We start from the raw sequence: 14,210 nt of genomic DNA on the forward strand, positions 1-14,210 counted from the left end.
GCGCGCGATCGGAACGGGTCGCCCGGGCCCGCTCCGCAAGCCCTCGCCCGGTGTCGGTGGTCGGGCGTACGGTCGCAGCATGAGCGACGACATCCCCAACACCACCGATCCCGACGTCAAGACCGAGGGCGACGTCCTCGGCGCCCGTGCCGATGACGGCAGCGACACCAGCGCCAGCAAGGACCCGTCCGACTGGGTCACCGGCGACGAGCCGATGACCGGCCCGCAACGCAGCTACCTCGACACCCTCGCCCGCGAGGCCGGCGAGACCCTCCCGGCCGACATCACGAAGGCGGAGGCGTCCGAGCACATCGATCGCCTGCAGTCCGCGACCGGCCGCGGCGACGGCAGCAAGTAGTCACCCGCACCACTCGCACCCGGGCGCACGACGGCTGAGCATTGCTGCCGTCGTGCGCCCCCGTGTCGGGGCCGTCAGGACGCGCCGACCCTCTCTAGGGTCACGGGCATGGCGATGTCCCGGACCACGCAGACGGCTCTCGATCTCATCGACGCGGTACGGATCCCGGAGGGGATCGACCCGCGTCTCGCCCGCCAGGTCTCGCTCTCGCTGAGACTCCTCCTCGAATCCGACAGCTTCGGTCCGAGCGACCGGACGCTGCGCCGCCGCTCCCGCAGGCTGCGCGCCGGTCGCCTGGTCTGAGGGCTGTGGCTGGAGCGCCTGCGTGACCTCGCAGGGGGCAGACAGCGCGACCGCAGCGGTCTAGAGTTCGGGTCATCCGGTCCGCCGGACGCCCGCGGGGCCGAGCACGGGGACGACGTCGTCTCACGAGCCGGGCCCGCCGTCCGCTCGCACGACGAGCGACCGCTCCCTGCCGACGCCCAGCGCCGACGCCGTCTCGATGAGGAGACCGTCATGCCGTCCTTCCGCTCCACCCTGCTCGCCCTCGCCGCCTCTGTCGCCCTCGTGGGCGCCGCCGCCACCCCCGCCCTCGCCGATCACAACGCCGGGGCCAACCTCGACGGCTACGCCTCGACCGACATCTCGTCGAACGGCTCCTGCTACTACGGCGCCCTGCTGCCCGCCGCGCCCGGCTACAGCCTCCAGACGAAGGACTACCGCTTCGTCCGGTCCGGGACGTCGCTGACGCTCGTCTGCGTCTTCACCGGCATCCCCGCCTTCGTGCCCGCCGACGACACGGTCACCGGTGACGACTACACGGCGCCGACCCGGCTGACCCGGTACGTCTCCCTCGGCTCGTGCCTCCCGCCCGGCGTCGACTCCGCCTCCGAGCTCTACCCGGACTACGAGCGCGAGGTGCCGAGGGTCGACGCGGTCACCTACTCCTACCGCTCGACCACCACGATGGTCTGCCACTGGCGCGTCGACCCCACGCGCTGACCCGCAGGGGCGGCCGGCGGTGTCCCCTTCCGCCGGTCGCCCCGCCCCCGCGGCCACCCCTGCTGATCGCTCAGCCGCCATCGCAGGGCGATGAGGAGACCGAGGTTCATGGGGAGGTGGGTCTCGATACGCCCCTGCGGGGCTACTCGACCAGCAAGCTCTGCGCCCTCTCTTCCCAGTCGACCCGACTCTCGAGCAGCCCCTCCCCGCCACCGACTCATGCTGGTCGAGTAGCCGCCGCAGGCGGCGTATCGAGACCCGCCCACCGCCCGAGCAGCTCCACCAGGCGCCCCGCCACGACCCCGCCCCGACAGGACACCCCCGATGACCCACCGCCTCCAGCCCCACCAGAGCACGACCGTCCGCCTGGTCCGCTGGTTCCGCACCGTGGACGGCTGGCAGTCCGAGATCGTCCGCGGCCGCCTCCTCGAGCACCACGACGGCGTCTGGCGCCTGCTCTCGACCGAGGACGGCGAGGAGCGCGACTACCCCGACGCCGCCTGGTCCCTCTGCCACGAGTGATCTCGGCCGTCGGCGGGAAGGGCGTCGAGCGCTGCTGCTCCGCCGCGTCCACCGACGCACGTTCGCGGCGGTCGTGCTCGGGAGACGGCGGGAGGAGTGGGCCCCGTCGGGCTCGAACCGACGACCCGCGGATTAAAAGTCCGCTGCTCTGCCAACTGAGCTAGAGGCCCGCGGCATCCAGGGTAGCGCCCCCGCGCGCCCGGAGCGGCGTCGGGCATACCTGCCCAGGCGCAGGCGTTACCCTCCTCGAACCCCCACGAAGCAGGACGCGTCCGCGCGTCCCGCCCGACCGCGGAAGGCGGCCCCATGACAGACGGCTTCCACAAGCCGACCAAGTTCCCCTCCCGCGTCTTCGAGGCGTTCCAGGGCGGGGAGGACCCGGCGCAGATCAGCCGGGTCGCCCACGAGACGGCGATCGCACTGCTCAGCCGGGTGCGCGAGGACCCGGATCCGGTGGTCATCGACCGCCTGGTCGAGTACACCGACCACAACGGCATCGACGCGCTCGCCGAGCTCTGGGCCCGCTCCAGCCCGTCCAGCCTCCCCGGCGCCCTCTGGCGCATCTACCTGCTGCGGCTCGTGATCCGGCAGGACCCGGAGAGCACGAGCTTCCTCTACCAGCGCGGCGTCGAGCTCTCGGCGACCATCGACCCGGTCGTCGCCGGCGCGGTCACGCCGACCGGACCGGCCGAGATCACCGAGCTGGCCGACCGCATCCTCCGCGGAGTGTTCGACGGCGACTTCGCCGTCGCCCTCGACCGCGCGGCGGCCTTCTGCCGGGTGAGCGCCTCCGGTGCCGCCTCGGTGGCCGACGACGTCGAGCTGATCGACGGACCGCGGGCGAGCCAGCTGACGACCCGCGCCCTCCGCCTCTCGACCACCGCGGCCGAGCTGGTGAGCTGCGCACGCCTCTGGCGCAGCGACTCACTCGAGTAGGAGCGGACTCCGCTACCCGATCGCGGCGCCCTGCGGCACCCCGCGTTCTCGCTCCGCGAACGCCCCTCGCGGGCGTGCGAGGGACAGCCGGTACACTGGTCGGAGCCGGATCGCAGTAACCCCGGGCTCCACTTATAGCCGCTTCGAGCGGCCTCGCGCCGAGAGGCGTTTCTGCGATCCGGCCCCTTCTCCTCTCGACAGCATCCCCAGCGGATCCCGGCGGCGAGCGAGGGCCCAGTGGCGGGCGGTCCGAGGCGCGAGTCCTCCCCTCCCGGCAGAGTCCCCGACAGACAGGCGACATCCGGAATGAAGAACCGCAGGGCACTCCGGATCGGCGCGCGATGGTGGGCCGGGATCGCCCTCCTGGTGATCGCCGTCCTCCTCTTCCTCTCCGCCCCGGGCGTGGACGACGAGATCGGCGCCCTCCTCGGCAACGGCGTCGTCTTCTCGCAGGGCGCGCTGATGCGCACGCTCGCCGTGCTCGACACGGCCGCCGCGCTCTGGGTGCTCGTCCGTCCGCGCAGCTCCGCCGGTCTGACCGCGGCCCTCGCCGCCGTGATCGGACTGTGGCTCGCCCCGCGGATGGGCGCCGCGGCGCTGGTCGACGTGGGCGGCTTCGCTCTCGACGTCCGCTTCGTCGTCCTCCCCCTCGAAGTGTCGGTCGTGATCGCGGGACTCGCCGTGACAGCCTTCTGGATGACCCGGAATCTGAAGTCCCGGGCACGAGCAGGGCAGGGCGCATGAGCGACGACACCACCGCCGAGGGCACCGCCCCCGACCTCGGCGCTCTCCTCGAGCGCATCGCCGCGGGGGAGCAGGCCGCGTTCTCGCAGCTCTACGACCTCGTCGCCTCGCGCGTCCTCGGACTGATCACGCGGGTCCTGGTCGACCGCGCCCAATCGGAGGAGGTGGCCCAGGAGGTCTTCCTCGAGATCTGGCAAACCGCTGGACGCTTCGCTCCGAATAAGGGAAGTGCGACGACCTGGATCCTCACGATGGCACACCGCAGGGCCATCGATCGGGTTCGCGCGGCCCAAGCGGGCCGTGATCGGGACGTCCGCATAGGAATCCGCGACCTCGGTCGCGACTACGACCAGGTCGCCGAGCAGGCGGAGGTGTCCCTCGAGCACGAGAAGGTCACCGCCGCCCTGGAGCGGTTGACCGAGCTCCAGCGGCAAGCGCTGCAGCTCGCGTACTACGGCGGCTACTCGCACAGCGAGATCGCCGGGATCCTGAACTGCCCCGTCGGTACCATAAAAACGCGCCTGCGCGACGGGATGATACGACTGAGAGAAGAGATGGGGGTGGCCCTGTGAACGACGTGCAACTCCCCGAAGATCCGCGCGAACTCGCAGCAGGACACGCACTCGGCATCCTCACCCCGGACGAGACCGCCCGGTACGAGAGATTCCTGGACGAGAATCCGGAGGCGCGCGGCGAGGCCGACGCGTTCTCGACCGTGGCCGACGCGCTGGCCGCCGACGCTCCGGCGGTCGCACCGTCGCCGGCCCTCAAGGCCGATCTGATGGCGCTGATCGCGACCACGCCCCAGCTGCCCCGCGACGACACCTCCGATGCTCCGGCCGAGGACCTCGCCGACCGGCGCGAAGCGGTCCCGACCCTGCGCGCCGTCGAGCCTTCCGCGGCCGCCGCGAGCGGGCCGTCGGCCGTTGCGCCGTCCGCCACCGCGACCTCCGGCCGTCACGGCGCCGAGGCCCGCGCCCGCGGACGCTGGTTCACCCGCCCCGCCGTCTACCTCTCCGCCGCCGCCGCCGCGGCCGTCATCGTGGTCGGGGGAGTGGCGCTCCCGCCGCTGCTCACGCCCGATGCCGGGCAGAGCCAGCAGCTGACCGCGCTCGAGCAGATCCGCAGCGCTCCCGACGTGCAGGAGACGGCCGGAGCCGTCGCGACCGGCGAGACCGCGACCCTGGTCTGGTCGGCCTCGCTCGGCCGCTCGGCGCTCGTCGTCGACGACCTCGCGCCGCTGCCCGACGACAAGACCTACGAGCTCTGGTACATCGGCTCGTCCGGCCCGGTCTCGGCCGGCACGTTCGACGGGGGTGACGGCCGCACGGTCGCACCGCTCGAGGGCACGCTCGCCGAGGGCGCCGTCGTCGCGGTGACCGTCGAGGACGCGGGCGGTTCCGAGGCGCCGACCACGGACCCGATCCTGGCCATCGCGACCGCCTGACACCGCCACAGCATCGAGGAGAGAAGAGCCGCATTCCCCGAGGGGGTGCGGCTCTTCTGCGCTCCCCACCGGGGGCCGCCGGCTGCAGGCGGCTCTCACGGGCTCCCGGACAGCAGAAGAGCCGCACCCCCGGGGGAGTGCGGCTCTCGTGCGTGCCGGCCGGAGGCTCAGCCGAAGCGGCCCGAGACGTAGTCCTCGGTCGCCTGGACGGACGGCCGCGAGAAGATCGTGGCGGTGTCGTCGTACTCGATGAGCTTGCCGGGCTTGCCGGTGCCCGCGATGTTGAAGAACGCGGTGCGGTCCGAGACGCGCGAGGCCTGCTGCATGTTGTGGGTCACGATCACGATCGTGTACTCGTTCTTGAGCTCCTCGATCAGGTCCTCGATCGCGAGGGTCGAGATCGGGTCGAGGGCCGAGCACGGCTCGTCCATCAGCAGCACGTCGGGGGAGACGGCGATGGCGCGGGCGATGCAGAGCCGCTGCTGCTGGCCGCCGGAGAGGCCGGAGCCGGGCTTCTCGAGCCGGTCCTTGACCTCGTTCCAGAGGTTCGCGCCCTGCAGCGACTTCTCGACGAGGTCGTCCGCGTCGGACTTCGAGATGCGGCGGTTGTTGAGCTTGACGCCGGCCAGCACGTTGTCGCGGATGGACATCGTCGGGAACGGGTTGGGGCGCTGGAAGACCATGCCCACCTGGCGGCGCACGAGCACCGGGTCGACACCCGGGCCGTAGAGGTTGTTGCCGTCGATCAGCACCTCGCCGTCGACGTAGGCGCCGGGGATGACCTCGTGCATGCGGTTGAGCGTGCGGAGGAAGGTCGACTTGCCGCAGCCGGAGGGGCCGATGAACGCCGTGACGGTGCGGGGCTCGATGGTGAGACCGACTCCCTCGACCGCGAGGAACTTGCTGTAGTAGACGTTGAGGTCGTTGACTTCGATGCGCTTGGACAACGGAGATCCTTCGGGTTAGCGGCCGAGCTTGGGGGCGAAGATGCGCGCGACCAGGCGAGCGAGCAGGTTGAGCAGCATGACGATCAGGATGAGGACCAGCGCGCCGGTCCAGGCCCGATCGATGTAGGCGGCGGCGTCGGCCCCCTGGTCGGCGTACTGGCGGAACACGAAGACCGGGAGGGTCATCATCCGGTCGTCGAACGGGTTGTAGTTCATCGACTGGGTGAACCCGGCGACGATGAGCAGCGGGGCGGTCTCGCCGATGACGCGGGCGATCGAGAGCATGACGCCCGTGACGATGCCGGCGATCGAGGTCGGCAGGACGATCTTCACGACGGTCAGCCACTTCGGCACGCCGAGGGCGAAGGACGCCTCGCGCAGCTCGTTCGGGACCAGGCGCAGCATCTCCTCGGTGGAGCGCACGACGACCGGGATCATCAGCACCGACAGCGCGATCGCGCCGCCGAAGCCCATCCGGATGCCGTCGCCGAAGAGGAGCACCAGCAGGGCATAAGCGAAGAGGCCGGCGACGATCGAGGGGATGCCGGTCATCACGTCGACGAAGAAGGTGATGCCGCGGGCGAGCGCGCCCCGGCCGTACTCGACGAGGTAGATGGCCGTCATCAGGCCGATCGGGATCGAGATGACCGCGGCCAGCGCCGTGATGATCAGCGTGCCCATGATCGCGTGCAGCGCTCCGCCGCCCTCGCCGACGACGTTGCGCATCGAGGAGGTGAAGAAGAGGATGTCGAAGCGCGCGGCGCCCGCGGTGACCGCGGTGTACATCAGCGAGATCAGCGGGATCAGCGCGACGACGAACGCGGCGGTGACCAGCGTGGTGACGACCCGGTCGGTGGCGCGGCGGGGGCCCTCGACCAGGCGGGCGAGGACGAAGACGGCGACCGTGTAGAGCACGGCGCCGAAGAAGACGGTGCCGACCACGTCGAAGCCCTGGGTGGTGCCGGTGACGGCGAGGAGGGCGTAGACGAGCGCCATCACGGCGATGCTGCCGACCAGGAGGGCGACGGGCGCCCACTTGGGCAGCTGGCCGCTGGTGAGCGTGTTGACCGGCGCAGGGACCGCGTCCTCGACGCGGCGCTGGCGGGGCGGAGTCATCGTGACCATCAGTTCGCTCCCGAGAAGGCCTTGCGGCGGTTGATGATGTAGCGCGCGAGCATGTTGACGAGCAGCGTGATGACGAAGAGCATCAGGCCGGAGGCGACGAGCTCGTTGACCTTCAGGCCGTAGGCCTCGGGGAAGCTCAGCGCGATGTTCGCGGCGACGGTGTTCGAGTTCGTCGACTGCAGCAGCGCGAAGTTCACGACGAAGGACGGCGAGAGCACGATGGCGACCGCCATCGTCTCGCCGAGTGCGCGGCCGAGGCCGAGCATCGACGCGGAGATGATGCCGGGGCGGCCGAAGGGCAGGACCGCCGTGCGGACCATCTCCCAGCGGGTCGCGCCCAGGGCGAGCGCGGCCTCCTCGTGCAGCGTCGGCGTCTGGAGGAACACCTCGCGCGAGATCGCCGTGACGATCGGCAGGATCATGACCGCGAGCACGAGGGCGACGGTGAGGATCGTGCGGCCGGTGCCGGAGACCGGGCCGTTGAAGAGCGGGAACCAGCCGAAGGCGTCCGTGAGGAACGCGTAGAACGGCTGGACGAAGGGGGCGAGCACCGTGATGCCCCAGAGGCCGAAGACGACCGACGGCACGGCGGCCAGCAGGTCGATCACGTAGCCGAGGCCCTGCGCGAGCTTGCGCGGGGCGTAGTGCGAGATGAAGAGCGCGATGCCGATCGCGATGGGGACGGCGATCACCATCGCGAGCCCGGCGGCGTAGACGGTGCCGAACACGAGCGGGCCGACGTAGGACCAGAAGCCCGCTCCGCCGGAGATCGTGTCGGGGGACGCCGTGAGAGCCGGGATCGACTGGACGACCAGGAAGAGGGCGACGGCGGCGAGGATGACGAGGATCAGCGCGCCGGAGGCGACTGCCGTTCCGGAGAAGATCCGGTCTGCGGGCCGCTGCTTCGCCTTGATGGCGCCGACGGGCCGCTCTGCGGTGGTCATGTGGGTGTCCCTGCGTTCGGTGTGGGGGAGGGGGCCGAGCCGTGACGCGGCCCCGGACCGGCTGGGGTCCGGGGCCGCGTCATGAGGGGGAGGTTACTTGATCGACTCGATGGCCGTCGCGACCTGGGTCGACAGCTCGGACGAGAGCGGCGCGGCGCCGGCGGAGGTGGCGGCCTCCTGCTGGCCCTCCTCGCTGGTCACGTAGCCGAGGTACGCCTTGACGAGCTCGCCCGTCGCGGCGTCCTGGTACTCCTGGCAGGCGATGAGGTAGCTCACCAGGACGACCGGGTAGACGCCGGACTCCTCGGAGGCGTAGTCGATCTCGTAGACGATGTCGTTCTCGGGACGGTCGGTCGCCTCGGGGGACGCGTCGACGATCGCGGCAGCGGCCTCGGGCGAGTAGGCGACGAAGTCGTCGCCGACCTTCACCTTGGCGGTGCCCAGGCTGCCGGCGCGCGAGGCGTCGGCGTAGCCGATGGTGTTCTGGCCGTTGGTGACGGTGTCGATGACGCCCGAGGTGCCCTGGGCCGCCTCGCCGCCCTCGTAGGGCCAGACTCCGTCGGGCTCGGCGTCCCACACGGTGGGCGCGGTCGCGTTGAGGTACGCGGCGAAGTTCTCGGTGGTGCCCGAGTCGTCCGAGCGGTGCACGGCGGTGATGTTCGAGGACGGGAGCGTCGCGTCGGGGTTCAGCGCGGCGATCTCGGGGGCGTTCCAGGTGGTGATGGTGCCCTTGAAGATGCCCGCGATGGTGGCGGCGTCGAGGTTCAGCTCGTCGAGGCCCTCCACGTTGAAGACGATCGCGATCGGCGAGATGTAGGCCGGGACGTCGATGGCGGAGGTGCCGTCGGCGCACTTGCCGAAGGAGCCGTCGAGCTCCTCGAGCTTCAGCGCGCGGTCCGAGCCGGCGAAGTCGGCGCCGCCGGCGATGAAGGCCTCACGGCCCGCGCCGGAGCCGTCGGGGGAGTAGTTGACGGTGACGCCGGTGTTCGCCTGCTGGAAGGCGGAGACCCAGGCCTCCTGGGCGGAGCCCTGCGAGGAGGCGCCGATGCCGTTGAGGGTGCCCTCGAGGGTGCTGGCGGAGCCGGAGGAGGACGAGTCGCCGGTGGCGGCGGGCCCCTCGTTGGCAGCACAGGAGGTCAGCGTGATGGCTGCGACGGCGGCGATGACGGCCGCCTGGCCGAGACGCGAGAAACGCACAAGTATCCCTTTCGGGTAGGAAAGCAGGGGGATGGACGGGCTTGGTGCGGCCCGCCAGCGAGAGTACGGAGGGGTCGTGTCCTGGCCCCGTCCGCTCGGTGAACGCGCGGTGAACGACGGGCCGCCCTCAGGCGCCGCCGAGCGCGGAGGAGCAGTATTCGCGCGGCAGGTCTGCGTCCCGCGCGCGGGCTCACTCGAGCGGTGCGTGCGTCTCGATCGCGACGATGCCGGAGCCCGGGTGCTCGACCGAGAGGTGCACGACCGCGAAGCCGCCGGTCGGCAGGTCGGAGGCCTCCTCGAGGTACGGGCCGATCGGGGTCGCGGTGGCCAGTGCCAGCTCGCGCAGGATCTCGGGGATCACCGGACCGTGGCTGCAGAGCACGGCGCTCTTGCGCGCGCGGACCCGCTTGCCGACGACGGAGCGGACGTCGGCGGTGCCGTGCTCGTGCGCGTCCTGGCTGAGGTCCTCCGAGAGGCGGACCGGCCGCTTGAGCAGCGCGGAGAGCGGAGTGATCGTGGTGCGGCAGCGCTTCGCGGTGCTCGAGACCAGCCGGCGGGGCCGCCACGCGGCGACGGCGCGGCCGGCCGCGGCCGCCTCCTCCTCGCCGCGGCGGTTGAGGCGCCGGGTCGAGTCGCGACCGTCCCAGGAGGACGCGGGGACCGCCTTCGCGTGCCGGAGCACCACGACCGCGAAGGTGTCGTGGGTGCCGCGCGAGACGATCCGCGAGAACTCGTCGACGATCTCGATGTCGTGCGGGTAGGTCAGGTAGCTGCGGGCGCGCTTGATCGTGACCCACTCGAGGGCCTCGACCTCGCGGTTCGGCACGAAGTCCGAGGCGAGCACCGCCTTCTCGGTCACCCGTGCCGCCCAGTAGTGCACGGTCTTCGGTCGCCCGTTCGGCAGCGCGTACTGCACGGTGCCGAGCGGCACTCCGAGCGCGACCGCGAACCCGGTCTCCTCGCGGATCTCGCGCACCGCGGTCTCCGGCAGCGACTCGCCCGGATCGACCTTCCCCTTGGGCAGGCTGACGTCCTTGCGGTGCGGCCGGTGGATCACCAGGACGTGCAGACGCCCCTCGATGATCCGCCAGCACACGGCGCCGGCCGCGTAGACGGTCCCCGTCACGGCGTCAGCGGGTGGAGGCTCGGGAGCCGGTCCGCGTCGCCGTGCGCTTGCGATGCGTGATGTGCGCCATCAGCCGGTTCTGCAGATCGGAGAGGGGTGCGCCGTCCTCGTCGAGGTGGTGCCGCGTCCAGATCCCGTCCGGGCCGAGCCACCAGGAGGCCGTCTTCTCGTCCATCGCGCGGTCGAACATGTCGGCGATCTCGCTGAGGTGCGCGGGCTCGACGATCCGCACCAGCGCCTCGACGCGGCGGTCGAGGTTGCGGTGCATCATGTCGGCGCTGCCGATGAAGACCTCGGGCTCGCCGCCGTTGACGAAGCTGAAGATGCGGGAGTGCTCGAGGTAGCGCCCGAGGATGGAGCGGACGCGGATGTTCTCCGAGAGTCCCTCCTGCCCGGGCTTCAGACCGCAGATGCCGCGGACCCAGACGTCCACGGGCACACCGGCCTGGCTCGCCCGGTAGAGCGCGTCGATCACGGACTCGTCCACGATCGAGTTCATCTTGATCCGGATGCCCGAGGGGCGGCCGGCGCGGGCGTTCTCGGTCTCGGCCGCGATCCGCTTCAGCAGTCCCTTGCGCAGGTGGCGCGGCGCGACCAGCAGGCGCTTGAACTTCTTCTCGATCGCGTAGCCGGAGAGCTCGTTGAAGAGGCGGGTGAGGTCCTTGCCGACCTCGGGGTCGGCGGTCAGGAGGCCGAGGTCCTCGTAGATCCGCGAGGTCTTCGGGTTGTAGTTGCCGGTGCCGATGTGGGAGTAGTGCCGCAGCACTCCGCCCTTCTCCTGGCGGATGACCAGCGCGAGCTTGCAGTGGGTCTTCAGCCCGACGAGGCCGTAGACCACGTGGACGCCGGCCTTCTCGAGCTTGCGGGCCCACGAGATGTTGGCCTTCTCGTCGAAGCGCGCCTTGATCTCGACGAGCGCGAGCACCTGCTTGCCGGACTCCGCGGCGTCGATCAGCGCCTCGACGATGGGGGAGTCGCCCGAGGTGCGGTACAGCGTCTGCTTGATCGCCAGCACGTCGGGGTCGGCCGCGGCCTGCTCGAGGAACGCCTGGACGCTCGTCGCGAAGGACTCGTAGGGGTGGTGCAGCAGCACGTCGCCGCGCGAGACCGCCTTGAAGATGTCCTGGCGCTGGTTCGGCTCGCTCGGCGAGAGCTGCACGGCCGTCGTCGGGACGTGGTTGGGGTACTTGAGGTCCGGTCGGTCGATCTTCTGCAGGCTGAACAGGCCACCGAGGTCGAGCGGCGCGGGGAGCTTGTAGACCTCCTGCGTGGTGATGTCGAGCTCGCGGACGAGGAGCCCGAGGGTCTCGTCGTCCATGTCGTCGGTCACCTCGAGGCGGATGGGCGGGCCGAACCGGCGGCGGAGGAGCTCCTTCTCGAGCGCCTTGATCAGGTTCTCGGTCTCGTCCTCGTCGACCTCGACGTCCTCGTTGCGGGTGACCCGGAAGACGTGGTGGTCGAGGATCTCCATGCCCGGGAAGAGGTCGTCGAGCTGGTTCGCGATCAGGTCCTCGAGCGAGATGAAGCGCATCGGCTCACCGGGAGCGGCGACGCCGGCGATCCGCACGAAGCGCGGCAGCATCTGCGGCACCTTGAGGCGGGCGAACTCGGTCTTCTGGGTCTTCGGGTTGCGCACGCGCACCGAGAGGTTGAGCGAGAGCCCCGAGATGTAGGGGAACGGGTGCGCCGGGTCGACGGCCAGCGGCATCAGCACGGGGAAGACCTGCGCCGAGAAGTAGTCGTCGAGCACCTCGCGCTCGGCGTCGCTGAGCTCGCTCCAGCGGACGATGTCGATCCCGGCGTCGCGGAGGGCCGGCTCGACGAGCTCCTTGAAGGCGCGCGAGTGCCGCTGCTGCAGCAGGTGCGCCTTCTCGGAGATGTCGGTCAGCACGTCGACCGGCACCCGGCCGATGTTGGTGGGCAGTGCGAGGCCGGTGAGGATGCGGCGCTTCAGCCCGGCGACGCGGACCATGAAGAACTCGTCGAGGTTGGACGAGAAGATCGCGAGGAAGTTGGCCCGCTCGAGCGCCGGGACCAGCGGGTCCTCGGCCAGCTCGAGCACGCGCTGGTTGAACGCCAGCCAGCTCAGCTCGCGGTCGAGGTAGCGGTCGTCCGGGAGCAGGGGGTCGGAGTGACCCTCCTCCTCCTCGTCGAAGTCGTCGTCGAGCTCGTCGCTCAGGCCGTCTTCGAGAATCAGGTTGTCGCCGTCCATGCGACCATCCTGGCACCGCGCCGGACGCGCCCGCGCCGCCCGTGGTGAATGCCGGGTGAACCCGCCCTGGGGAGGAGCCGCGGAGCCGGTGCGCCGCTCAGCGCACCGCGGGGCGGCGGTGCAGGTACTGCACGTCGACGGCCGCGTCGGTGAAGCCGAGCGAGCGGTACAGCGCCACGGCGGAGCGGTTCTCCGCCTCGACGTAGAGGTCCGCGACGGTGCAGCCGCGCTCGAGCATCCGGGCGAGTCCCGCCCCGAGGAGCGTCCGCCCCAGCCCGCGACCGGCGGTCTCGGGGGCCACGCCGAGGACGTAGATCTCGCCCGTCGTCGACTCCGGCTCGATCTTCAGCCAGTCGTATCCGACGAGCGCGCCGTCGGCGTCGCGGAGCAGGAGGAAGTCCCCGTCGTCGTACCAGGGCTCGGCCCGGCGCGCGGCCAGGTCGTCCTCGGTGATCCGGCCCTGCTCCGGGTGCGCGGCGAAGACCCGGGCGTTGAGGGCGACCCACTCGGCCGGGTCGAGGTCGCGGCCGTCGGAGAGCGCGAAGCCCTCGGGGACGCTCACCTCGGGGGCGACGAGCGGATCGAGCGCGAGGTGCAGCAGCGTCCGCACCGGCGCGAAGTCGTGCGAGGCGGCGAGGGCCCTGGCCGCCGGGTGGTCGCCGTGCGCCCAGGCCAGGAGCCCGGTGCGCCCGCTCGCGAGCACCTGATCGAGGACGGCGCGGCCGAACCCGACGCCGCGCCACTCCGGGTCGACGACGAACTCGAGCTCGCCCTGGCCGAGCACGGCGGCCGCCACCACGACGTCGGCGCGCAGGCCGACGAGGAGCGTGCGCGACCCGGCCCGCGCGTCGATCAGGGTCTGATCGCTGAACGGGGGCCGGCCGTCGAACCAGGCGGCCCGGCCGATCAGGTGCTCGAGCCCCGCGGCGACGGCGGGATCGGCCAGGTTCTCAACCGAGAGATTGAGCGACTCGTTCATTGTCCTCTTCGTACACGTTGAAGCGGTATCCGACGTTGCGGACCGTCCCGATGAGCGATTCCAGATCGCCGAGCTTGGCGCGCAGGCGCCGCACGTGCACGTCGACCGTGCGGGTGCCGCCGAAGTAGTCGTACCCCCAGACCTCGCTGAGCAGCTGCTCGCGGGTGAAGACGCGCGACGGGTGCGTCGCGAAGAACCGCAGCAGCTCGAACTCCTTGAAGGTGAGGTCGAGCGGGCGCCCGTGCACCTTCGCGGAGTAGCTGGCCTCGTCGATCACGACGCCGGACGCCTGGATCCGCGACGTCGACTGCTCCTGCGCGAGCCGGCCGATGACCAGCCGGATGCGGGCGTCGACCTCGGCGGGGCCGGCAGAGTCGAGGATGACGTCGTTCACGCCCCAGTCCGCGGAGACCGCGGTGAGACCGCCCTCGGTGAGGATGAGGATGAGCGGGACGTTGATCCCGGTGGTGGTCAGGATCTTGCAGAGCGACTTCGCGCTGGCCAGGTCCTGCCGGGCGTCGACGAAGATGAGGTCGCAGCTCGGGGCGTTCACGAGGTGCGCCGGCTCCGCCGGGATCTGCCGGGTCTTGTGGCTGAGCAGGCCCAGTGCGGGGAGGACCTCCGAGCCACCGGCTGAGGTCAGTATCAACAACTGCGCCACGGATCCTCCA

Annotated in this window: 16 protein-coding genes and 1 tRNA gene; 8 read left to right on the plus strand and 9 right to left on the minus strand. The window is 71.1% G+C overall.

Going from position 1 to position 14,210, the window contains the following annotated elements; genetic code table 11:
* Positions 1–79: 79 nt before the first annotated feature.
* From MT350_RS02440 to MT350_RS02455, 4 genes are all read left to right on the plus strand, one after another.
* The gene (locus MT350_RS02440; protein ID WP_123445134.1) at positions 80–358 is read left to right on the plus strand and encodes a DUF3072 domain-containing protein; all 279 of its coding nucleotides are present in this window, start codon (positions 80–82) and stop codon (positions 356–358) included.
* A gap of 108 nt (positions 359–466) precedes the next feature.
* Positions 467–661: a hypothetical protein gene (locus tag MT350_RS02445; protein WP_123445135.1), complete on the plus strand. Its 195-nt coding sequence runs from the start codon at positions 467–469 to the stop codon at positions 659–661.
* Positions 662–874: 213 nt separating this feature from the next.
* Entirely contained in the window at positions 875–1,360 is a 486-nt protein-coding gene (locus MT350_RS02450) for a hypothetical protein (protein ID WP_123445136.1), read from the plus strand.
* Between the two features lie 324 nt (positions 1,361–1,684).
* Entirely contained in the window at positions 1,685–1,882 is a 198-nt protein-coding gene (locus tag MT350_RS02455; RefSeq protein ID WP_243598725.1) for a hypothetical protein, read from the plus strand.
* Positions 1,883–1,979: 97 nt separating this feature from the next.
* Here MT350_RS02455 and MT350_RS02460 read toward each other — a convergent pair.
* Positions 1,980–2,052 (minus strand) — tRNA-Lys (locus MT350_RS02460).
* A gap of 136 nt (positions 2,053–2,188) precedes the next feature.
* Between MT350_RS02460 and MT350_RS02465 the strand changes: the two genes are divergently transcribed.
* From MT350_RS02465 to MT350_RS02480, 4 genes are all read left to right on the plus strand, one after another.
* Positions 2,189–2,818, plus strand: a complete 630-nt coding sequence (locus MT350_RS02465; protein ID WP_123445137.1) for a DNA-directed RNA polymerase subunit beta — start codon at positions 2,189–2,191, stop codon at positions 2,816–2,818.
* 306 nt (positions 2,819–3,124) lie between these two features.
* Entirely contained in the window at positions 3,125–3,562 is a 438-nt protein-coding gene (locus MT350_RS02470) for a hypothetical protein (RefSeq protein WP_243615332.1), read from the plus strand.
* Complete coding sequence (sigK, locus tag MT350_RS02475) at positions 3,559–4,134, plus strand: ECF RNA polymerase sigma factor SigK (protein WP_123445139.1); 576 nt, start codon at positions 3,559–3,561, stop codon at positions 4,132–4,134. Before MT350_RS02470 ends, sigK begins: the two co-directional genes overlap by 4 nt.
* A complete protein-coding gene (locus tag MT350_RS02480) occupies positions 4,131–5,009 on the plus strand; it encodes an anti-sigma factor (RefSeq protein ID WP_243615333.1) in 879 nt (292 codons plus the stop codon). Before sigK ends, MT350_RS02480 begins: the two co-directional genes overlap by 4 nt.
* Before the next feature lie 167 nt (positions 5,010–5,176).
* Here MT350_RS02480 and pstB read toward each other — a convergent pair whose 3' ends face one another.
* The 8 genes from pstB to MT350_RS02520 form a co-directional block, all read right to left on the minus strand.
* Positions 5,177–5,956, minus strand: coding sequence for a phosphate ABC transporter ATP-binding protein PstB (gene pstB / locus MT350_RS02485; protein WP_132435969.1), 780 nt, complete (start codon positions 5,954–5,956; stop codon positions 5,177–5,179).
* A gap of 15 nt (positions 5,957–5,971) precedes the next feature.
* Positions 5,972–7,081, minus strand: a complete 1,110-nt coding sequence (gene pstA / locus MT350_RS02490; RefSeq protein ID WP_374204637.1) for a phosphate ABC transporter permease PstA — start codon at positions 7,079–7,081, stop codon at positions 5,972–5,974.
* The gene (pstC, locus tag MT350_RS02495; protein ID WP_123445142.1) at positions 7,081–8,025 is read right to left on the minus strand and encodes a phosphate ABC transporter permease subunit PstC; all 945 of its coding nucleotides are present in this window, start codon (positions 8,023–8,025) and stop codon (positions 7,081–7,083) included. The genes pstA and pstC overlap by 1 nt, the downstream gene beginning before the upstream one ends.
* Positions 8,026–8,118: 93 nt before the next feature.
* On the minus strand, positions 8,119–9,222 hold the full coding sequence (locus MT350_RS02500) for a phosphate ABC transporter substrate-binding protein PstS (protein WP_243598730.1): 1,104 nt from the start codon (positions 9,220–9,222) through the stop codon (positions 8,119–8,121).
* Positions 9,223–9,412: 190 nt separating this feature from the next.
* On the minus strand, positions 9,413–10,348 hold the full coding sequence (locus tag MT350_RS02505; protein ID WP_243598731.1) for an NUDIX domain-containing protein: 936 nt from the start codon (positions 10,346–10,348) through the stop codon (positions 9,413–9,415).
* 4 nt (positions 10,349–10,352) lie between these two features.
* Positions 10,353–12,560 (minus strand): RNA degradosome polyphosphate kinase, encoded by a 2,208-nt coding sequence (locus tag MT350_RS02510; protein WP_123702233.1) that lies wholly within the window; start codon positions 12,558–12,560, stop codon positions 10,353–10,355.
* Positions 12,561–12,657: 97 nt separating this feature from the next.
* Complete coding sequence (mshD, locus tag MT350_RS02515) at positions 12,658–13,539, minus strand: mycothiol synthase (RefSeq protein ID WP_127885970.1); 882 nt, start codon at positions 13,537–13,539, stop codon at positions 12,658–12,660.
* Positions 13,511–14,200, minus strand: coding sequence for a winged helix-turn-helix domain-containing protein (locus MT350_RS02520; RefSeq protein WP_123445147.1), 690 nt, complete (start codon positions 14,198–14,200; stop codon positions 13,511–13,513). Before MT350_RS02520 ends, mshD begins: the two co-directional genes overlap by 29 nt.
* Between the last annotated feature and the right edge of the window lie 10 nt (positions 14,201–14,210).

Source organism: Rathayibacter sp. VKM Ac-2928, assembly GCF_022815545.1.
Taxonomy (GTDB): domain Bacteria; phylum Actinomycetota; class Actinomycetes; order Actinomycetales; family Microbacteriaceae; genus Rathayibacter; species Rathayibacter festucae.